This is a genomic window from Peribacillus sp. FSL P2-0133, from assembly GCF_037975445.1.
Taxonomy (GTDB): domain Bacteria; phylum Bacillota; class Bacilli; order Bacillales; family DSM-1321; genus Peribacillus; species Peribacillus simplex_E.
The window spans coordinates 1588736-1609303 of the sequence record NZ_CP150254.1; the positions used below are offsets into that span (position 1 = coordinate 1588736).

Sequence of the window (20568 nt, forward strand, 5' to 3'; positions counted from 1 at the left end):
ATATTGGGGAAAAAAATCTATGTTTTAGATACGAATGTCCTGTTGCAGGATCCGTACTCGATTTATTCATTCGAAGATAATGAAGTTGTCATTCCGGCAGTCGTATTAGAAGAATTGGATTCGAAAAAACGGTATATGGATGAAATCGGAAGGAATGCCAGGCAAGTATCGAAATTGATCGATAGCTTTCGTGAAAAAGGGAAGCTTCATCAGAGCATTCCGCTTCATAATGGAGGCAGCATAAGGATTGAACTCAACCACCGTTCATTTCATAAGCTTCAGGAAATTTTTGTGGAGAAAACGAATGATAACAGGATATTGGCAGTCGCGAAAAATTTATCTTTGGAAGAAGAGACGAAGGAAGATGGAAAAACGGTCATTTTGGTAAGCAAAGATACTCTCGTCAGGGTTAAAGCCGATGCCATCGGACTTGAGGCAGAGGACTTTTTAAATGATCGTGTCGTAGAACTGGACCATATATACGCTGGGCACAAAGAAGTGTTTGTATCGATTGATAATCTGAATAAGTTTTATGAAAAAAGTTTTCTGGCACTGGAGGAACTGACAAAAGATTCATATTACCCAAATCAATTCCTGTTGATGAAGGACACGCTGGGGAGTTCAGCTTCTGCGATTGGGATAGTGGATGAGAACTGCAGGCTAGTCAAGAAATTGATGTATGAAGGGGAACATATTTGGGGAATTAAACCGAGAAATGTCCAGCAGACGATGGCCCTTGATTTATTGCTTCGTTCGGATATCCAGCTTGTGACGCTCATTGGTAAGGCGGGGACAGGCAAGACTTTATTGGCATTGGCTACAGGATTGATGCAAACTGAAGATTTGTCACAATATAAGAAACTTCTGGTTGCCAGGCCAATTGTTCCTGTTGGTAAAGATATTGGTTATCTGCCAGGGGAAAAAGAAGAAAAATTAAGACCTTGGATGCAGCCTATTTTCGATAATCTCCAATTTTTATTCAATACGAAAAAACCTGGGGAATTGGATGCCATTCTAGCTGGCATGAGTTCGATTGAAGTGGAAGCCCTGACCTATATCAGGGGAAGGAGCATCCCGGATCAGTTCATCATCATCGATGAAGCGCAGAACTTAACAAAACATGAGGTCAAGACCATCTTGACGAGAGTCGGGGAGCGAAGCAAAATTGTATTAATGGGGGATCCGGAGCAAATAGATCATCCTTATTTAGATGAATATAATAATGGTTTGACCTATGTGGTGGAAAAATTCAAGACAGAGCGCATTGCCGGCCATGTTAAATTGATAAAAGGGGAAAGATCTGGATTGGCCCAACTCGCAGCTACGCTTTTATAATCCAATCGGCAAGGGATGTCCCTTGCCGATTGCTCTAAAGATTTCGGTAAGAATGGACTAAGTCTTATTTAACAGTGAAAGACCGTACATTTTTTATCGGATCATTGATGTTGGAAGCGTCTCCGAAATAAATTTCCATAGGGCCGCCATCAGATATTTTAAGCGGCTTTCCATCCTTGGAAAAGCCCAGGAAAAATTCAAGTGCCGTTTCCAACGGGAATGTAAGCTCCTCATTATCGGTTGTAACGATGACTTCAGTTACCCCATTTTCAGGTTCGGCATTTTTTAAAAAAGGTTCAAAAGGGATGCCGAAAGTCCCTTCCAGCAATCTTTGCTTCTCAAACTTTCGTTCCGTTTTTATTGTGGGTGGCATTATTGCGCCTTCCTGTATTTCTTTTTGCCAATGTTTGGAGGCGGCAATCGTATATTCTTCTAATTCATTGACTTGGACTCTTTCAGCGTGGAAATATGTATCGATTTCAACTTTACGGTCATCAAAAATCCATACTCCAGGATCTAGCGTAATTGGATATTTCACTTTTCCATTTATAAATACGATAGGTTCCAAATATCTCATTCCTTTCTGTTGCTCTTTAATGATTATAATCAATTATAATTGAAATGTCACATCTACACGATGGTGAACAATTTCCATGGCTGGATATATTCATTTGAGAGGTGGCAGTGATATCCCAATGGCAAATTGTTTGTCAATGTCCTTGCTTTTTCACAAAACTAAAGGTAGAATTTAGAGATAAGATTTAATCGCTCTGAGCGGGGGGATTTAACATGGCATCTGATATGCTTGTCAATCATCGAGAAAAAGCTTATGCTTTATTAAAAGCAGATGCTGACAAGATTCTAAAACTGATAAAAGTTCAAATGGAAAATCTCACTATGCCTCAATGTCCTTTATATGAAGAGGTACTTGATACACAAATGTTCGGCCTATCACGAGAAATTGATTTTGCCGTACGATTAGGTTTGGTAGAGGAAACCGAGGGTAAATCCCTTTTGGAGGCCCTTGAACAGGAATTGTCAGTTTTGCATGAAGCATCATTAAAAAAATAATAGATAAAACATACTAACTCAAACAAATCTCGATGATTGTTTGAGTTTTTTATTTATATACATAATTAATTAATAGTGTTATACTATATTCAAAAGTGACATACTAATTAATCCGTAGAAGCACTATTGTGTTTTTTATTTTTTGTTTTTTTTATTTTTTGAATTTTCGTTGAAATGTTCAATGGTTATCTTCACATTTCAAATTTCTCTATCAATCATTAAATATGTGGGATTTTCCAATCGAATGCCTTTGATTAACAATGGGATAGTAAGTCGGAAAGGCAGAGCTAATTCCTTGTTTTTATATACGAATATATGTAATTTTTTATTTTTTTATTGTATTCAGTTAATTTTAGTATTATGGTTATATTAATTGAATGTTAAATCAAATTGATAATATATTATTATAGCTAAATTTTCATTTGCTATTGGTGCAGAGCTCTTTTTAGTCTCTATCGGATGTAAAAAACGAAAATATAAAATATATCGAAATAATTACATCCGCAATAAAATGAGCTTGATCAGAATGGTCTCCTTAGTTGGGAAATAAATTCTTGAATAAAGAGTGGTGAAAGTCTTTCACGCTTTTTTTCTATATATTCAATAAAAATACATATTGATTAGGGTGGTAGCAATGGGGAAACGTATAGAAAAAGTACTTGCGGCAAATCGTGGAGAAATAGCGATACGGATTTTTCGGGCATGTACGGAATTAGACATTCACACAGTTGCAATCTATTCAAAGGAGGATTATGGTTCTTATCACCGATATAAAGCGGATGAGGCATATTTGGTTGGGGAAGGCAAAAAGCCGATTGATGCATACCTGGATATTGAAGGCATAATTGCGATCGCTAAAATGAGCGGTGTCGATGCGATTCATCCCGGTTATGGTTTCCTTTCAGAAAATATTGAATTTGCGAAACGTTGTGAGGAAGAAGGCATAATCTTCATCGGACCAGAATCAAGACACCTAGATATGTTTGGTGACAAAGTAAAAGCCAGAACACAAGCTGAACTGGCTGATATTCCGGTTATCCCTGGTAGCGATGGACCGGTGACCAGTGTTGAAGAAGTAAAGGAATTTGGTAAACAATACGGTTTTCCAATTATCATAAAAGCCTCTTTAGGCGGCGGCGGACGCGGAATGCGGATTGTCGAAAAAATCGAAGAAGTTGAAGAGGCTTATGATCGCGCAAAATCAGAAGCTAAAGCAGCTTTTGGTAATGATGAAGTCTATGTAGAGAGATTCATACAAAATCCGAAGCATATCGAAGTTCAGATTTTGGCTGATACTCATGGGAATATCGTCCATTTATATGAACGTGACTGTTCCGTTCAGAGAAGGCATCAAAAAGTTGTGGAAGTGGCACCTTCCGTTTCCCTTTCCGAGGATTTAAGGGAAAGGATTTGTGAAGCAGCCGTCAAGTTGGCAAAAAATATTGATTATGTAAACGCTGGTACGGTCGAATTCCTTGTCGCAAATGGCGAATTTTACTTTATTGAAGTCAATCCACGGGTTCAGGTTGAGCATACCATTACTGAAATGATTACGGGCATTGATATCGTTCAATCCCAAATCATGGTAGCAGAAGGGCATGAACTCCATGGCAAAAAGATCGGGATTCCCGAACAGTCAGGAATCAAAACACATGGATATGCGATTCAATCACGGGTGACGACTGAGGACCCATTGAATAATTTCATGCCTGATACCGGGAAAATGATGGTCTACCGGTCCGGTGGGGGATTCGGTGTTCGTCTGGACGCTGGGAATGGATTCCAAGGTGCGGTCATCACACCATATTATGATTCCCTTCTCGTTAAACTTTCTACTCATGCGCTTTCATTTGAACAGGCAGCTTCCAAAATGGTTCGTAACCTTAAGGAGTTCAGGATTCGTGGTATTAAAACAAATATCCCCTTCCTTGAAAATGTTGTAAAACATGAAAAATTCATTAATGGGGAATATGATACATCATTCATTGATTCAACACCGGAATTATTTAGCTTCCCAATTAGAAAAGACCGTGGGACAAAAATGCTTTCATATATCGGAAATGTGACCGTGAATGGATTCCCGGGAGTCGAGAAAAAGAAAAAACCTGTTTTTGATCCAGCTCCAATTCCGAATGTTGGTGGCCTGCCGCTTATCTCGGGTACAAAAAATATACTTGAAGAGCAAGGTGCAGAGGGTCTGGTCAATTGGATCAAAGAACAGAAAGAGGTATTGATCACCGATACGACTTTCCGCGATGCACATCAATCTTTACTGGCGACGAGAATTAGGTCGAAAGATATCCTTGATATCGCTGAGCCTACAGCAAAACTACTTCCTGATTTATTTTCAATGGAAATGTGGGGTGGGGCAACTTTCGATGTCGCATATCGATTCTTGAAAGAAGATCCTTGGGATAGGCTGATAAGTTTCAGGAAAAAAGCACCTAATGTCCTATTACAAATGCTTTTAAGGGCTTCGAATGCAGTTGGTTATAAAAATTACCCTGATAATGTCATTCGTGAATTCGTAGAGAAATCAGCGGATGCAGGCATTGATGTTTTCCGTATCTTCGACAGTTTAAACTGGGTTAAAGGGATGGAATTGGCTATTGATGCAGTCCGTCAATCCGGCAAAATTGCGGAAGCGGCCATTTGTTATACCGGGGATTTGAATGATCCATCACGCAGCAAGTATAATATCGACTACTATAAAAAAATGGCCGTGGAACTAGAACATGCCGGTGCCCATATTTTAGCGATCAAGGATATGGCCGGCCTCTTGAAACCTGATGCTGCTTACCGCCTTGTATCGGAACTGAAAGAAACGACATCCCTTCCGATCCATCTGCATACTCATGATACAAGCGGGAATGGAATTTACATGTATTCGAAAGCGATCGAAGCTGGTGTGGATATCGTTGATACGGCGATTGGTTCTTTAGCTGGACTGACTTCGCAGCCAAGTGTACAAACACTTCATTATGCGTTGGAGGGGTCAAGCAGACAGCCTAAATTGGAAGTCGATTCACTAGAGCGTTTAGGAGAATACTGGGGAGAGGTCAGAAAATTCTATCATGACTTCGAAAGCGGCATGAATGCACCTCATACCGAAGTTTACAAACACGAAATGCCAGGCGGTCAATATAGCAATCTGCAGCAGCAAGCCAAAGCAGTGGGGCTGGGGGACCGCTGGCATGAAGTTAAAGAAATGTACCAGCGTGTCAATGTAATGTTCGGCGATATCGTTAAAGTAACACCTTCATCCAAAGTTGTTGGGGACATGGCTTTATTCATGGTACAAAATAACCTGTCTGAAGAAGATGTTCTGTCAAAAGGCAAATCCATCGATTTCCCTGATTCAGTCATAGAGTTATTCGAAGGTTATCTAGGTCAGCCAGTTGGGGGATTCCCTAAAGAACTTCAGGAAGTTATCCTGAAAGGGAAGAAACCTATAACAGTAAGACCGGGTGAATTATTGGAAGAAGTGGATTTTGCAGCTCTTAAAGAAGAATTATTCAAGGAATTGGGACGGGCAGTCACTGATTTCGATGTGCTTGCATATGCCTTATATCCAAAAGTATTCTTGGACTACAATAAAACGAATGAGCTGTTTGGTGATGTTTCCAACCTCGATACCGCAACTTTCTTATATGGTATGAGGCTAGGGGAAGAGATCGAAGTTGAAATTGAAAAGGGTAAAACGCTCATCGTAAAATTGGTTTCAATCGGTCAGCCATTGGCTGATGGAACACGGGTTGTGTATTTTGAGTTGAATGGTCAATCACGTGAAGTGATCATCAAGGATGAAAACATTAAATCTTCCGTTGTATCAAAAATGAAAGCTGACCCTAAAAATAAAGAACAACTTGGTGCGACAATGCCAGGTACGGTTATTCGTGTAGTGGTCGAGAAAGGCGATCAGGTCAAGCAGGGTGATCACCTGATCATTACGGAAGCGATGAAAATGGAAACGACCGTGCAAGCACCATTCTCCGGGACCATTAAGGATATTTATGTAAAAGATGGAGAAGCGATCAGTACTGGAGACTTATTGATTGAAATAACTAAGTAATATCGCTGACTGTGACCTTGTGAATGATTTGGGGTATATGGGGGTAGGTTGAGGTTTTAAGCTGCCCTATCCCCTCTTTTTAGGCAATGTACGGTCATTGAACTTCCCTATAAGATAAAACAAAACCACCATTCCCGGGAATGGTGGTTTTGTTTTATCTTATTATATTATTGATTGAACAATCAGACATTAACGGGCGGGTACCGTTGGCGTTATATCCTGTTCATCCTGTCCTTTGACAGAGTGCGCGGAGTTCCTTTTTTGCTTGGCGAGGGCATTTTTTTTGCTTCTTGATGTCAATAGCATCAAATAGCTCATTACACCAAAAAAGCAGGCAATGAATAATGCGTGTGTCAGTGCGATATATAAGTTTTGCCTTGAGAAAATGATAAAGGCACCGGCGGTAACTTGTAAAAATACGAGAATGAATGCAGCAATCCAACCGCCATATAACACTTTTTGATTTTTGTAATGTTTTTTTGCGATATAAGCCACATATGATACCCAAATAAAAATAGCGCCTGCCATTGCACGGTGCCCCATCTGAATCCATTCATAAAGGTTGGAGGGTAGTGCAAGACTGTCATTTACGCATAAAGGCCAATCCTTACAGATAAGACTGGATTCTGTATGCCTTACGAGAGCACCTGTATATACGACCACCAGACAAAAAATCAATACGCCAATAATATGGAATTTCATTCGTTTGTCAACGATAAGTTTTTCTGCTTCGAATTTCTTATCCACTTCAAAAATCAACAGTGTCAGTAAAAAGACGGCAGCAAAGGAAATGAGCGATATGCCAAAATGAAGGGCAAGGACGAAATCGGATTGTGACCAAATGACGGCAGCGGCTCCGATCAACCCTTGTAGTAACAGAAAACCAAAAGAAAGGACGGATAAGAAACGTGCTTCACGGATATGGCCGATTTTTTTCCAAGACATATACGATAATATTAAAACAAGGAAACCTCCAGCTCCTGAAACGAGTCGATGGGAAAGCTCAATGACCAATTCAATCGTGATTTTGTCCGGGATCAATTGGCCATTGCACAATGGCCAGGACCTGCCGCATCCCATGCCGGAATCCGTCTTCGTGACTAAAGCTCCACCAAGTAAGATGAAAAGCATTACAACCGTTGTTAAAACAGCAAACCATTTAAGAGACGATTTCACTAGTAGCCCCACCTTTTTCTCTGTAGCAAATTAGGGTTGTTCCATAAAATTAATAATAGCATAAGGTTTTTCATAATATTTGTCGAACTTCCTCGATATTACACAAAATAGAATGATTTTACAAGTTCAGTTAATATTATAACTATTAATTAAAATGCCTGAAATAGTTGAAAGTTACTAAAGACTTTGATAGAAATAAAGGGAGTGTAAATCTTCAAGTAGGAGCAAAATAGGGATAGAGCCTAGGGGATGATGATAATAGCATATTATTCATGTTCTTGATGAACAGCATACAAGAGAAGTAAATTATTGAGACACAAATTGGTCAAAAAATATCCGAAAAATTTTCACAAAAGCTTCCAAAAATGTGTTTTAATATATTGAAGAAATGATTTTACTAAATTTTACTGTTATTAAGCATGATATTTAAGAATGAAAGCTCTCGATGGATTCCATTGACAACGGTCATTGGTAAATAATTTACTTTTTGTTTACGCTTCCTTGGTTACAAATATTAAAAAGTATGAAATAATGTTCTATAGCATATGTAAGTTTTTTTTTGCATTTGCGTCTGTTTTGAATGATTTAAAGGAGGAAAACAAATGTCAGAAACAAGGGGTTTGTCAGAAGCTGTCATGGAGGACAGTAAAGCCGCCCTTCAATCGGATATACCTGAAACAACAGCTTGGAAGGATTTTCTCGCACTTATAAAAGTGGGGATTGTCAATTCAAATATAATTACAGCTTTTACCGGCGTGTGGTTAGCTCTTCATTTTTCGGGGCTTAGCTTCTTACACAATCTAGATGTAGTGTTTTATACACTTGCAGGTTCGGCGCTCATAATGGCGGGATCTTGCAGTTTCAATAATTATTATGACCGTGATATCGATCATTTAATGGAAAGAACGAAAAACCGTCCAACGGTAACTGGGAAAGTACAGCCTTCAAAGGTATTGGCATTAAGTTTCGGTTTAATTGCTGCAGGGCTGATTTTACTTGCATTGACTAATATGACAACTGCCATACTAGGAGCATTCGGCGTCTTCGCCTATGTTGTTTTATATACAATGGTTTTCAAACGTAGATTTGTCTCGAATACGATTATAGGCAGTATATCCGGAGCGGTGCCTCCACTTATCGGGTGGGCTGCAGTCGACCCGGGCCTTGATAAGATCGCCTGGGTCCTGTTCGCGATCATGTTCTTGTGGCAGCCTCCTCATTTTTATGCACTTGCAATGAGGCGTGTCGAAGAATATCGTGCAGCTGGGGTACCCATGCTTCCGGTAGTAAAAGGGTTCAAGGCGGCAAAAAGATCGATTATGCTATGGATCGTCTGTTTAATGTTCATTCCTTTCTTTTTAACTCCATTAGGAACTCCGCTAGTTATTCTTGCTGCATTATTGAGCACGGGTTGGCTTATTTTGGGGATTAAGGGGTATAAAAAGAAAGATGATGTTAAATGGGCAACATCCATGTTTGTATATTCTTTAAATTATATGACCATTTTATTTGTAGCGATGGTCATTGTCACTCTCATATAGTTTTGGTTTAAATAAGCTGGCGTCCTGTTCTTTTACAGGCTCCAGCTTACTGATAAATAATGCACTGACCGCCATTCATACATATTAACGGAACCAACGGGGTCATACATAAGAGCGGTTACATGAATCATCTTAATAATTCCTTGGATTAGGGATTCTTTCTTTTTTAGAAATTGACATAGAGAGAATATTCGCAATTGCGCCCATTTTTATTTTTGTGAGAAAATTTTGACGAAAGAGGGGTTTCTGAAGCTATGAAAAAAAGGCTGCACAAATGGCGCCTGATTGCTCTGCTGGGTATTGTAGGACTTGTCCTTTCGGGCTGCGGCGAACCATTTCTATCCGCCCTGAAGCCAGCAGGTGATGTTGCGCAATCTCAGTATGACTTACTGATATTGAGTACACTAATCATGGTACTGGTTATTATTGTTGTGATTATTTTGTTCGTTGTAGTTTTACTACGCTTCCGTCGGAAGGAAGGCGACGAAACAATACCGAAACAAATTGAAGGAAGTCATAAACTCGAAATTATCTGGACTGTTATTCCTATCCTTCTTTTAATTGTTCTGGCTGTTCCGACCGTCGTCACGACTTTCGACTTAGCCGACACAAAGGCAATGGATAAGAAAGATAAGGATGGAAAAACGAAGGATGCACTTGTCGTGAATGTTAGGGCAAACCTTTATTGGTGGGAATTTGAATATCCAGACCTCGGCGTTGTAACAAGTCAGGATTTGGTTGTGCCAACAGATCAAAAAGTGTACTTCAACTTAACTGCTTCAGATGTTAAGCATTCATTCTGGGTACCGTCTGTCGGAGGAAAGATGGATACAAATACAGAAGGGGTCAATCAGTTTTTCTTAGAATTCGATAGTAAAAAGGCAGAAGATTCGAACAACTTGTTCTACGGAAAATGTGCTGAACTTTGCGGTCCTTCACATGCTTTGATGGATTTTAAGGTCGTACCGAAGTCTAAAAGCGATTTTGAAGCGTGGACTAAAGATATGAAAGCCGCGAAGGAACCTGTCGTTGAAGGTGATCTAGCCAAACAGGGTGAAGATGTCTTTAATAAAAGCTGTATAGGCTGCCATGCGGTGACACCAAATGACAGCAGGCCTGAAGCAGCTCGTCAGGCTCCGAATCTGGCTACATTCGGTGAGCGTCAAAAAGTAGCTGGCGTATTGGATCATACGGAAGAGAATGTGAAAAAATGGATCAAGGATCCTGAGAAGTATAAACCGGGCAACACGATGACCGGTACTTACGGCGAACTTTCAGATTCAGATATTAATGCACTGGCAGCTTATCTATTGGAGCTTAAGGTGGAAGACAAATAGAACATTGATTAAGGAGGTTAAATCGTGAGTACGTACGCTAATAAAAAAGGATTTGGCGCTACGGTTTGGGATTATCTGACGACGGTAGACCATAAGAAAATCGCCATTTTATATCTTATCTCTGGCGGGTTATTCTTTGTAATCGGCGGTTTGGAAGCGATGTTTATCCGTATCCAGCTGGCAATCCCAAACAATGATTTCGTAAGTGCCGGATTTTATAATGAAATATTGACCATGCACGGTACGACTATGATATTTCTGGCGGCCATGCCGTTAGTGTTTGCTGTAATGAATGCGGTTGTACCATTACAGATAGGGGCACGTGATGTTGCGTTCCCATTTTTGAACTCGTTAGGTTTTTGGTTGTTTTTCTTTGGCGGAATTTTTCTGAATCTTTCATGGTTTTTAGGGGGGGCTCCAGATGCAGGCTGGACATCTTATGCATCACTTTCCCTGCACTCCGAAGGTCATGGCATTGATTTTTACGTCCTCGGATTACAAATATCAGGTTTTGGAACACTAATTGCAGGGATCAATTTCCTTGTAACCATTATTAATATGCGTACGCCTGGTATGACATATATGCGTATGCCGCTGTTTACCTGGTCAACTTTCGTCGTATCTGCATTGATATTATTCGCTTTTCCTCCGCTTACCGTGGGATTGGTGTTAATGATGTTTGATCGGATGTTTGGCGCGAATTTCTTTGATGTAGCGGCAGGGGGAAATACGATTATTTGGGAGCATTTATTCTGGATTTTCGGTCACCCGGAAGTTTATATCCTGATTCTTCCGGCGTTCGGTATTTTTTCCGAAATTTTCGCTACATTCTCCAGAAAAAGATTGTTTGGTTATTCATCGATGGTATTTGCAACCGTTTTAATCGGTTTCTTAGGTTTCATGGTTTGGGCGCATCATATGTTTACCACTGGTCTAGGTCCGATCGCAAATGCAATCTTTGCCGTTGCGACCATGGCTATCGCTGTACCGACAGGTATTAAGATATTCAACTGGATTTTTACGATGTGGGGAGGAAGCGTCAAGTTCACGGTTCCGATGCTTTATGCAGTTGCCTTTATCCCTACATTTACAATGGGTGGCGTAACAGGCATCATGCTCGCATCTGCACCTGCTGATTATCAATACCATGATAGTTATTTCGTTGTTGCTCATTTCCACTATGTAATCGTCGGTGGGGTTGTATTAGGTTTACTGGCTGGAATCAATTTCTATTGGCCGAAGATGTTTGGAACGATGTTAAGCGAAAAATTGGGGCAGATCACATTTTGGACTTTCTTGATTGGTTTCCATTTAACATTCTTCATTCAACATTTCTTAGGTTTGATGGGGATGCCTCGTCGCGTATTTACATTCTTGGACGATCAAGGTTTCAATACAGGTAATATGATTAGTACTGTTGGAGCCTTTTTGATGGCATTTGGTGTCTTGGTTATGGTCATCAATATCATCATTACATCTGTGAAGAATGAAAAAGTCGGAAATGATCCTTGGGGAGATGGCCGTACGCTGGAATGGGCCATTCCATCACCACCGCCTTTTTATAATTTTAAACAGCTTCCGTTAGTCCGGGGATTAGATCCTTACTGGGTTGAAAAAATGGAAGGGAAAAAGGAAATGACTCCTGCAGAACCACTTGGGGATATCCATATGCCTAATTCATCCATTCTTCCTTTAACGATTGCTTCCGGTTTATTTATCGCCGCATTCGGTGCTTTATACCATATGGATGATAAGACTTGGACCCTGCCTATAATGATAGTGGGACTTTTGGTAACATTTGGTTCAATGTTTATCCGTTCCGTTAAAGACGATCATGGGTACCATATTCATAAAGAAGACCTTATGGACGATAAAGACAAGGGAGGTAAGGCATAATGCAGACAGATGAAAGATTCACGGATGCTACCTGGCCTGCTTCTCCCGAGAAAGCGACTTTAGAAGGTAAAAATAAGTATTTGGGATTCTGGTTGTTTCTTGGTGGAGAGACGGTATTATTCGCCTCATTATTTGCAACTTATCTAGCATTGAAGGATAAAGTTCCAAATGGTGATGCAGCCCTAGCTAAAGATTTATTCGAATTACCCCTTACTTTTGTAGCAACCATGCTGTTATTGACCAGTTCATTGACTAGTGTGTATGCGATGTATCATATGAAAAATAACCACTTTAAACAAATGCAGGCTTGGCTTGTCATTACGGTTGCACTTGGCTTAGGTTTTCTTGGACTCGAGATTTATGAATTTAATCACTATGTTCATGAATTCCATCATACATTTACGAGCAGTGCCTTCGGCTCAGCGTTTTATACGTTAGTTGGTTTTCACGGAGGGCACGTTGCATTCGGTTTGGCTTGGATCATTTGTCTTATGGTGCGTAATGCAGGAAGGGGCTTGAATTTGTATAACGCTCCTAAATTTTTCGTTGCGAGTCTTTATTGGCATTTCATTGACGTAGTCTGGGTGTTTATCTTTACTGTCGTATACTTAATGGGAATGGTGGGATAACTGATGGCGAATGAACAATCAAATTCAGCGAACCCGAATGTCGATTTAAAATATCGCCGTAAGAAAAATGCTGAAGAGATGAAACACCAAGTGATATCATTTACACTTATGATTTTCTTTACATTACTTGCTTTTGCTGCAGTAGGAATTGAGGGTTTTTCACATTGGTTCATTAAGCCAGTCATTTTGCTGCTGGCAGTTGTACAAGTGATTTTCCAATTGTATTATTTCATGCACATGAAGCATAAAGGGCATGGCACCATTGCATTGTTCTTATTTTCCGGCCTTGCAGTCGGCTTGATAACTGTCCTTGTGTTCACAACGATTGTTTGGTTATAAACCATAAAGAAAATCGGCTATTGAATGATAGCCGGTTTTTCTTTATGTGGTGATTTTCCAGAAAAACAATCCAAGTTTATCTATATTTGTTACAATGTTTCATTTTAGGTATAATGAAAGTAAGAAAAAGTTTATGAACGAGGTGATTTTTTTGTCTATTGATATTTTCGGATTTCGCGCTTTGTGGAGTCCTTATTATTTTGCCGCCCTCGTACTTATAACCGTAGGCTATTTTTGGCTGGTGACAAAAAAAGGGGAGAAGTTTCCGGGCAGTTCATCGCCTTCCGTTAAACAGGCAACTTATTTTTTGATAGCCATGTTCCTCCTTTATGTGGTAAAAGGATCCCCACTGGATTTATTGAGCCATATCATGTTCAGTGCACACATGTTTCAAATGGCACTGCTCTATCTCGTGATTCCGCCTTTATTTATCATTGCGATTCCAGATTGGCTTATGAGAACTTTCATAAATTCAAGGGGAGTGAAGGCGTTATTTCAATTTTTTACGAGACCTCTTGTCGCCCTTTTACTATTTAATGTTCTATTCTCGCTGTACCATATCCCGTTAGTGTTCGACTATATCAAAACGGGGATGTGGATTCATGCCGGCTACACGATCCTTTTATTTACGACTGCTGTTTTGATGTGGTTCCCGCTTGTCAATCAGCTGCCCGAACGTGAAAGTCTATCAGGTGTGAAAAAAGTAGCTTATATATTCGGGAGTGGCATTCTAATGACCCCTGCCTGCGCTTTAATCATTTTTGCTAATGATCCGATGTATGATACATTCACCAATGCGGAATCTTGGGCCAGTGCCATGGAACTTTGCGTTCCGGCTTCAGCACTGTCAGGTTTAACGCTCAGTGGCCCAGAAATGTTCAATGGACTGCCACTGCTTGAAGATCAACAGCTTGGCGGGGTTTTGATGAAGGTGATTCAAGAAATCGTTTTAGGCTACGTATTGGGTGTCATTTTCTTTGCTTGGTTCAAAAAGGAGAATGGCGGCCAAAATGATATCGATCCGATACCTTCGGATTTTCAGACTGTAGAATAATTGTACGATAAAAGACTGGTCTGGGGCGGACAAGTCTTTTATCTGCCTTTGCCTGATTTTCGATTTAAACCAAATAGCCAGTGATTTGACTTGCCTATTCTATAAAAGTGAGCATTCTGTTAATAATCCTTGATTTTATTGAATTTTATGATTGCCTCTTATAAAATGGTAGTTGATTAATAAATATAGAGAGGACTACAATTCATATGTCTTTACCAATCCTTCCAACGATAAGTACAGCCTTCATTGTATTAAGTGCCATCACTGTTGCAATAGGCTGGTATCAAATTAAACAACGCAAAATCGAGACCCATAAAAAAACCATGATGGCAGCTGCGGTTTTTGCGGTAATCTTTTTCACTATATATCTTTCCCGGACGGTCTTCATCGGTAGTACGTCATTTGGCGGACCCGCTGACATTAAAATTTATTATACGATTTTTTTGATTTTCCATATAACGCTTGCAACAACTGGAGCTGTTTTGGGGATCATCATGCTTACCACTGGGTTTAAAGGTAAATTCGCCATTCATAAAAAAATTGGGCCTGCGACAAGCATCATTTGGTTTTTCACTGGGATTACTGGAGTAGCTGTGTACATCCTGCTTTATGTCATTTATCATGGCGGCGAAACAACATCTTTAATAAAGGCGATCCTAGGATTTTAAAATAACGAAAAAGCCTGGTGCAAAATAAGCATCAGGCTTTTGTAATGGATATAAAAAAAGAGAGCATCACACATGATCCTCTCTCTTTGTACCTACTTTTCACTAACGGCTTTTACAGGCCGTTGAATTGTGTAAGTTCTTCTTTAATTTGAGCGAGGATTTTTTCACTTTGTTTAACTAGTGATGCAGGGAAATCCTCTCCTTCACCATATTCAACTCCATGTGGATAATAGTGTTTTCCTAATAGAGGAACCATTAGTTTGATGACGGCCCTGTGAGCGCCTACATCACCCTCTGTAGCATAGCCAAGTATTCTCAGGTAAAACGTGCCTTCTTTTAAGTCGAACTTACGATCGTAACTAACTCTTTCGTAATCCCATTGTTCTGCACGTATTAAACCATATTGCGGCATTAGGTCATCTAATCGGTTTAAGTCGGCTGTGATGTTTTCGATTCCAAAGCTTTCAAATTTCACGAGTAGTACCTCCTATGTTTACTATTGAGAATTAAAATGACATACCGGGAAAATATTATGTACATGAATATATTAAAAATCTCCAAGTATGTTTATAATATACCATTTTATCCTATATTTTATAATAGTACGAAATGGTGGAAGTTGCAATGAACTCAACCATGGTATTTTAATCATTCGCAAAAGTTCCATTTTTTAAATAAATTTAATGAAGGGACAGTCTATCGTAAATTAGAAAATTATGATTGAACAGTGATATAATCAGGTAAGAAAGGTTTTTGCATTGGATACATAAATTAGATAGAGAGAGGGAGTGTTCCTCTGCGCGGTTTAGGTAAGGTGTTGGTGTTAATTATTATTTTTTTCGTAATAGGTATTTATCTTAATATCGGCGATGAAGATGAAGGAAACCCTCTTATTGATGGTAACAAAGGTGTTAACCCCAATGGACATATAAATGAAAAAAGCCCTTCCTCTGAAAAGGAAGGGGTTACTGAAGTGACAGAAGGTCTGGCGGTAACGATCGGGAAAAATGCAAAAGAGATAGAAAAGGAATATGGTAAGCCAGATCGAATTGATATGTCCGCCTATGGATATGAATGGTGGGTTTATAAAAAGGACTATGATAATTATTTCCAATTAGCCGTTGAAAATGAAAAAGTGGTATCTGCTTATGGAATCGGTGATGAGGTCAATGTCGCTCCTTTTAAAATTGGACAATCGATTGATGCCATCTATTCCAGCTTATATGTGGAACCCACTGTTGATATTGAAGTTGGTCACAGTTCCTATCGTTTTGAATTGTCGGAGGAAGATATGAACATGAGGCCGTTGATTGATTTAGGGAATATTAATGTTCAGCTATATTTGGATAAATTCACCGGGACTGTTTCAAGCATCCGATTTTTGAATGATTCCGCCTTATTGAAACAACAGCCGTATGAGTTGACCTATCATGGTGAACTTGTGACAGTTAAGGACCTTTCTGATGAAGACTTGGCGAAAGTGGAAGAGGGCAATGAGCAGCAAATATTCGATATTACGAATATAATGCGCAGCAGGTTTGATTTGAAGCCTTTAGAATGGGATGCGCCAACTGCAGAGGTTGCTTACCTTCATAGCCGGGAAATGACGGACGCACCTGAAGGAACCCATGTTACTGAAACAAATGGGGATTTGGAAAAGCGTCTCGATGCAGGCCATGTAAAATACAGGTCAGCAGGTGAAAATATAGCGGCTAATTATGTTGACGCAGCTGCAGTCATGGAAGGTTGGCTAAATAGCAAAGGGCATCGGGATGCGATGCTGAACGAGGAATTTACAGGTCTGGGCGTCGGGGTATATAAAAAGTACTACACCCAGAATTTCATAAAGAGATAAAAAAAACGGATCCGATTTGGGTCCGTTTTCTTGTTCTGGATTATATTTTGAAAATGAAAAAGGTCCCTGTCTTTGTAGCGCAAGTTCCCCATCATCACGGTTGACCTTTCCCTTGATGATGATTGTATGCCTAAGTATTAATTTGCACGGAATCGATCGCCAATGGAGGGGTTTACATAACCAACTTGGATATCCGCAGTCACGGCAGCATACCCTTTTGGAACTATAAGGGTACTCATCCCCAAATCATCTAATTGCATTTTAAAAGGAATGTTATGCACTTTTTATTTACCTTTAGCATATGGTGCAATAGGCGATGTCTAAGTGTGAGGTGAGAGTAATGGCAAAAAGAAAGCGGCCCTCCGTGGATGGATTTCGGGAGTTTGTAAAGGAACATCCTAATTTAGTGAATGAAGTGAGAAGCAAACAAGCAACATGGCAGGAACTTTTTGAAGAGTGGTATTTACTCGGAGAAGATCATCCACGCTGGCAGGCTGACGGCAGTGTGGGCGAGTCCAAAGTGAATACAGGGTCCCCATCACCGCCGGTTGAAAAGGGAGACCAAAGCACTGAGTTGATCGGTTCGTTAATGAGTGCAGTTAAAAATATGGATATGGGGCAGATTCAACAATATATTACGAATGCCAATCAGGCCATCGGTGCAATCCAAGGAGTACTATCTGCTTTCCAAGGGAATAAGTCAGGTGATACCAGTCCTCCCCCAAAAGAAAAAGAGCAGAGAGCTAACCCTTTTTTATTCACCAAAGATTAAGGAGGGTTTTTCATGCGTCAGAATATATATGAATTCATTCAAACAAACGAAGATATGCGTAATTACTTGAGGATTCAGCCTGCATGGTACAAAAGGTTAATGCGTAATCCCCATGAAGTGGATGTGTTTGAAACCGAAGCGAAATATTATTTTGAGAAGTCGATTCCACATCGGGTCTCTAAATTTTCGGATAGCGTTCAGGTTGCCTCAATGATGCTTCATATGTTTCAAGCGATGAATGCTTCAGGTGAATGAAGAAAATAAGAGTAAATTACTCCTTTTGGCGAACAATAAAGGCAAAAGGGGGACGATGGAATGAGAAAGTTGATTTTGGCTCTCACAGTGTTGATGGCAGCGTCGGGTTGTGGAAAGAAAATACCGGAACCTGAAAATTCAGGAGTAGCCATGCAAGATGTTTCTACACATAAAGCTGCCACCACTGTATCGAGCATCCGAAACTCAGATGAGGACTTTCGGGTAAAAACTTTTGTAAAAGGCAACTCTGTCTATGTCGAGTGCTACTTGAAAAACTATGGTTTTTCTGAATCAAATCCTGAACAATTGGCAACTGTGTCCGTATTTATTGATAATCAAAAGAAAGTCGATATGAAAACGGCAGCATTTATCTTAAAGGAAGTCCCGAATGGCATGCATAAAATTAAGCTGGAAGTCTTGAATAGTTCAGGTGAAAAAACAGGGTTGCAAAAAGAGATTGAGGTACATATCACTTCCTCGATTTAATCAAACCATTAGCATCTAAAAGGGAGAAATGGTAAAATGGTTGTGGAGGTGAGCTTGTTAATGCTTGCTACTATGGAAATCATCAACATTTTACAACAGGCTGATGGATTAGCTGAAATGATCCTTCATTCTGAAATAGGGGAAGAATACCTTCTTAGTTTATATAAATTACAAAGCGACAAAGAGGCACAGCGGAAAATTTCCAAGTTTACTTCGCTAAAGGATCTATTTGAAGATGTTCAGAGGTTCGGTAAATATCATCCGGATTATAAACGCATCAATTTAGAAACCAGGCAAGCTAAACGAGACATGGATATGCATCCTGCCGTAGCAAGGTTTAAGCTGGCGGAGACCGAATTACAATCCGTTCTTGATGAAATAAGCGGAAGAATTGGCCGAGCCGTTTCTGAACAGGTCAAAACCCCAGCGGGGAATCCATTTTTTGTTTCATCAGGTGGATGTTCAACGGGAAGCTGCGGAACCGGCGGAAGTTGTGGATGCTCTGCTTAAAGTAATGGCAAGAATCGTGAACATTCAGGCCGCTATATAAGAACATGCAGCCACCGAAATTCGATATTGCTACGGAGTTCGGTGGCTGTGTCATGTAAGGAATCTTCAACGAGACAGTTGGTCAACCTGATACGTTACAAAGTGATTAACTGCGATATAAGATACAATCCGGACATAGGTTGCCACAGCAAAACATCTTTTGCTGCGGCACATAAAAACGATGCCGGAATACATATAAATGTTCTTCCTGTCGTACGAAAATGGTTTCACAATGAAGCTGCTTGCCACGCATTGAAAGGCTTGCAGCTTTTTTTATTAAGAAGGAAAGCTTACTATTACCATTTTGTGCCGGATGATAATGGATATATATAAATGGTATACCTGTGAACTTTTTTATCGAAGCTTGGGTAATTTCATCATTATCTAATAGATGATCAATAAATTGACTCCAAATTTGGTTTAAATCCATCGTTGTTTGTCTCCCTTCACAGTGTGTATATTCATAATAGTGAGAGAATTTCGTTTATAATCTTTTTTTCTTGGTTGAAAGTAAAGATTCTGCTATGCTACACTTAGTTAAAACCTTTATAAAAGGGAGTTATTGATATGCTTGGAGCGAGACAGGGAATCATCGTCTATTTACATACATTAAAACAAGCCAAAATGCTTAGGAAATTTGGAAATATCCATTATGTTTCAAAAAAGTTGAAATATGTAGTGCTTTATACGAATATGGATGAAGTGGAACCACTAGTGGAAAAGCTGAATAATTATTCGTTCGTTAAAAAAGTGGACCTTTCTTACAAGCCTTTTTTGAAGGTGGAGTTCGAAAACTCCAAACCGGATAAAGCGAAAGAATATGATTATAAAATGGGAATTTGAAAAAAGCTGACTCATGCGGAGTCAGCTTTTTTCAATTTCTGGCATCAACATCTTTCAACCTAATGGGGGCAAATATCTATTCATTCGCAAAATGCCGATTAAGTGTTGGTAGTACAACTCGATTTCTGCAAAGAGCACCGAAGGTTTCACGTCGATTTCAATAATTGGTCTATCCAGTTCCTCCGCCAAGTTCTCAAAAAGCTCATAGCGTTTGTTTTTGGTGGCGTGAGGGTTCGGTATACCTTCACGGCAAATGTAAAGTGGCTGGAATTTCCCGGGATCTGTGGGCTGCATGACGATAACCAATGATGTTACCTTTTTATCATCAATAGTAGAATGCATAGCCAAAAGCCTTGCAACTCGATGTTTCTGATTGCGGCCTACTTCCAGCAACTCATATATATCGGAATATCCTTGTCCAATTTCAATAAAACGTTGAATCAATTAAACCTCTCCTAACTAACTTATTATTCATTACTTTATCATTATCCCTCATAAAAGAGAAGGACAACTTCATTGACGAATCATGACAAAGAAAATTAGATATCAGAGGTTTATCAAAAAAAAAAGCCCTGCAAAAATATGCAGGGTCCTTCTATGTCTAACTAAGGACCAGAAGGCAAAGGGAGAGGAGAAACCGGAGGAAGAACTTATGGGGAAACGTAAGCCTTCTCCGCGGTTGGCAACAAC

Annotated in this window: 22 protein-coding genes; 16 read left to right on the top strand and 6 right to left on the bottom strand. The window is 39.8% G+C overall.

Translation table 11 applies throughout. From position 1 onward, the window contains the following. Positions 1-3: 3 nt before the first annotated feature. A complete protein-coding gene (locus tag MKY17_RS07670) occupies positions 4-1335 on the top strand; it encodes a PhoH family protein (protein ID WP_098371115.1) in 1332 nt (443 codons plus the stop codon). A gap of 64 nt (positions 1336-1399) precedes the next feature. Here the strand turns inward: MKY17_RS07670 and MKY17_RS07675 are convergent, their stop codons facing one another. Further along, positions 1400-1903: a hypothetical protein gene (locus MKY17_RS07675; protein ID WP_098371114.1), complete on the bottom strand. Its 504-nt coding sequence runs from the start codon at positions 1901-1903 to the stop codon at positions 1400-1402. A 221-nt stretch (positions 1904-2124) separates the two neighbouring features. On the opposite strand from MKY17_RS07675, the gene MKY17_RS07680 reads away from it, so the two are divergent. Further along, positions 2125-2406 (top strand): YlaN family protein, encoded by a 282-nt coding sequence (locus tag MKY17_RS07680; protein ID WP_098371113.1) that lies wholly within the window; start codon positions 2125-2127, stop codon positions 2404-2406. A gap of 634 nt (positions 2407-3040) precedes the next feature. Then, entirely contained in the window at positions 3041-6478 is a 3438-nt protein-coding gene (gene pyc, locus MKY17_RS07685; protein WP_098371112.1) for a pyruvate carboxylase, read from the top strand. A 189-nt stretch (positions 6479-6667) separates the two neighbouring features. On the opposite strand, the gene MKY17_RS07690 is transcribed toward pyc, so the two are convergent. Further along, the gene (locus tag MKY17_RS07690) at positions 6668-7654 is read right to left on the bottom strand and encodes a heme A synthase (RefSeq protein WP_098371111.1); all 987 of its coding nucleotides are present in this window, start codon (positions 7652-7654) and stop codon (positions 6668-6670) included. Positions 7655-8256: 602 nt separating this feature from the next. On the opposite strand from MKY17_RS07690, the gene cyoE reads away from it, so the two are divergent. The 7 genes from cyoE (at position 8257) to MKY17_RS07725 (ending at position 15118) form a co-directional block, all read left to right on the top strand. Further along, positions 8257-9195 carry a heme o synthase gene (gene cyoE / locus MKY17_RS07695; RefSeq protein WP_098371110.1) on the top strand — a complete coding sequence of 313 codons (939 nt, stop codon included), beginning with the start codon at positions 8257-8259 and terminating at the stop codon, positions 9193-9195. A gap of 254 nt (positions 9196-9449) precedes the next feature. Further along, positions 9450-10532, top strand: coding sequence for a cytochrome c oxidase subunit II (gene coxB, locus MKY17_RS07700; protein WP_098371109.1), 1083 nt, complete (start codon positions 9450-9452; stop codon positions 10530-10532). Between the two features lie 24 nt (positions 10533-10556). Then, complete coding sequence (gene ctaD, locus MKY17_RS07705) at positions 10557-12428, top strand: cytochrome c oxidase subunit I (RefSeq protein WP_098371108.1); 1872 nt, start codon at positions 10557-10559, stop codon at positions 12426-12428. Continuing rightward, entirely contained in the window at positions 12428-13057 is a 630-nt protein-coding gene (locus MKY17_RS07710; protein WP_098371107.1) for a cytochrome (ubi)quinol oxidase subunit III, read from the top strand. Before ctaD ends, MKY17_RS07710 begins: the two co-directional genes overlap by 1 nt. A 3-nt stretch (positions 13058-13060) precedes the next feature. Next, the gene (ctaF, locus tag MKY17_RS07715; protein WP_048684534.1) at positions 13061-13396 is read left to right on the top strand and encodes a cytochrome c oxidase subunit IVB; all 336 of its coding nucleotides are present in this window, start codon (positions 13061-13063) and stop codon (positions 13394-13396) included. 142 nt (positions 13397-13538) lie between these two features. After that, entirely contained in the window at positions 13539-14450 is a 912-nt protein-coding gene (gene ctaG / locus MKY17_RS07720; RefSeq protein WP_339202339.1) for a cytochrome c oxidase assembly factor CtaG, read from the top strand. A 206-nt stretch (positions 14451-14656) separates the two neighbouring features. Then, the gene (locus tag MKY17_RS07725; RefSeq protein WP_179891037.1) at positions 14657-15118 is read left to right on the top strand and encodes a DUF420 domain-containing protein; all 462 of its coding nucleotides are present in this window, start codon (positions 14657-14659) and stop codon (positions 15116-15118) included. A 112-nt stretch (positions 15119-15230) separates the two neighbouring features. Here MKY17_RS07725 and MKY17_RS07730 read toward each other — a convergent pair whose 3' ends face one another. Beyond that, positions 15231-15593, bottom strand: coding sequence for a YugN family protein (locus tag MKY17_RS07730; protein WP_076366720.1), 363 nt, complete (start codon positions 15591-15593; stop codon positions 15231-15233). A 345-nt stretch (positions 15594-15938) separates the two neighbouring features. Here MKY17_RS07730 and MKY17_RS07735 point away from each other — a divergent pair, with 345 nt between their 5' ends. After that, positions 15939-16973 carry a CAP domain-containing protein gene (locus tag MKY17_RS07735; RefSeq protein WP_286177007.1) on the top strand — a complete coding sequence of 345 codons (1035 nt, stop codon included), beginning with the start codon at positions 15939-15941 and terminating at the stop codon, positions 16971-16973. Between the two features lie 137 nt (positions 16974-17110). Here MKY17_RS07735 and MKY17_RS07740 read toward each other — a convergent pair whose 3' ends face one another. Next, complete coding sequence (locus tag MKY17_RS07740) at positions 17111-17254, bottom strand: hypothetical protein (RefSeq protein ID WP_339201624.1); 144 nt, start codon at positions 17252-17254, stop codon at positions 17111-17113. Positions 17255-17313: 59 nt separating this feature from the next. Here MKY17_RS07740 and MKY17_RS07745 point away from each other — a divergent pair, with 59 nt between their 5' ends. Genes MKY17_RS07745 through MKY17_RS07760 form a run of 4 tightly spaced genes read left to right on the top strand, consistent with a single transcriptional unit; the run spans position 17314 to position 18996 of the window. Continuing rightward, a complete protein-coding gene (locus tag MKY17_RS07745) occupies positions 17314-17745 on the top strand; it encodes a YlbD family protein (protein ID WP_286177006.1) in 432 nt (143 codons plus the stop codon). 12 nt (positions 17746-17757) lie between these two features. Then, complete coding sequence (locus MKY17_RS07750) at positions 17758-18000, top strand: YlbE-like family protein (protein WP_098371103.1); 243 nt, start codon at positions 17758-17760, stop codon at positions 17998-18000. Positions 18001-18060: 60 nt separating this feature from the next. After that, entirely contained in the window at positions 18061-18486 is a 426-nt protein-coding gene (locus tag MKY17_RS07755) for a hypothetical protein (RefSeq protein WP_098371102.1), read from the top strand. A 60-nt stretch (positions 18487-18546) separates the two neighbouring features. Beyond that, on the top strand, positions 18547-18996 hold the full coding sequence (locus tag MKY17_RS07760; protein ID WP_098371385.1) for a YlbF family regulator: 450 nt from the start codon (positions 18547-18549) through the stop codon (positions 18994-18996). Between the two features lie 145 nt (positions 18997-19141). Here MKY17_RS07760 and MKY17_RS07765 read toward each other — a convergent pair whose 3' ends face one another. Continuing rightward, entirely contained in the window at positions 19142-19465 is a 324-nt protein-coding gene (locus MKY17_RS07765; protein ID WP_098371101.1) for a hypothetical protein, read from the bottom strand. A 137-nt stretch (positions 19466-19602) separates the two neighbouring features. Between MKY17_RS07765 and MKY17_RS07770 the strand changes: the two genes are divergently transcribed. Next, complete coding sequence (locus MKY17_RS07770; protein WP_048684554.1) at positions 19603-19878, top strand: YlbG family protein; 276 nt, start codon at positions 19603-19605, stop codon at positions 19876-19878. A 54-nt stretch (positions 19879-19932) separates the two neighbouring features. Here the strand turns inward: MKY17_RS07770 and MKY17_RS07775 are convergent, their stop codons facing one another. Beyond that, on the bottom strand, positions 19933-20322 hold the full coding sequence (locus tag MKY17_RS07775; protein ID WP_098371100.1) for a methylthioribose kinase: 390 nt from the start codon (positions 20320-20322) through the stop codon (positions 19933-19935). Between the last annotated feature and the right edge of the window lie 246 nt (positions 20323-20568).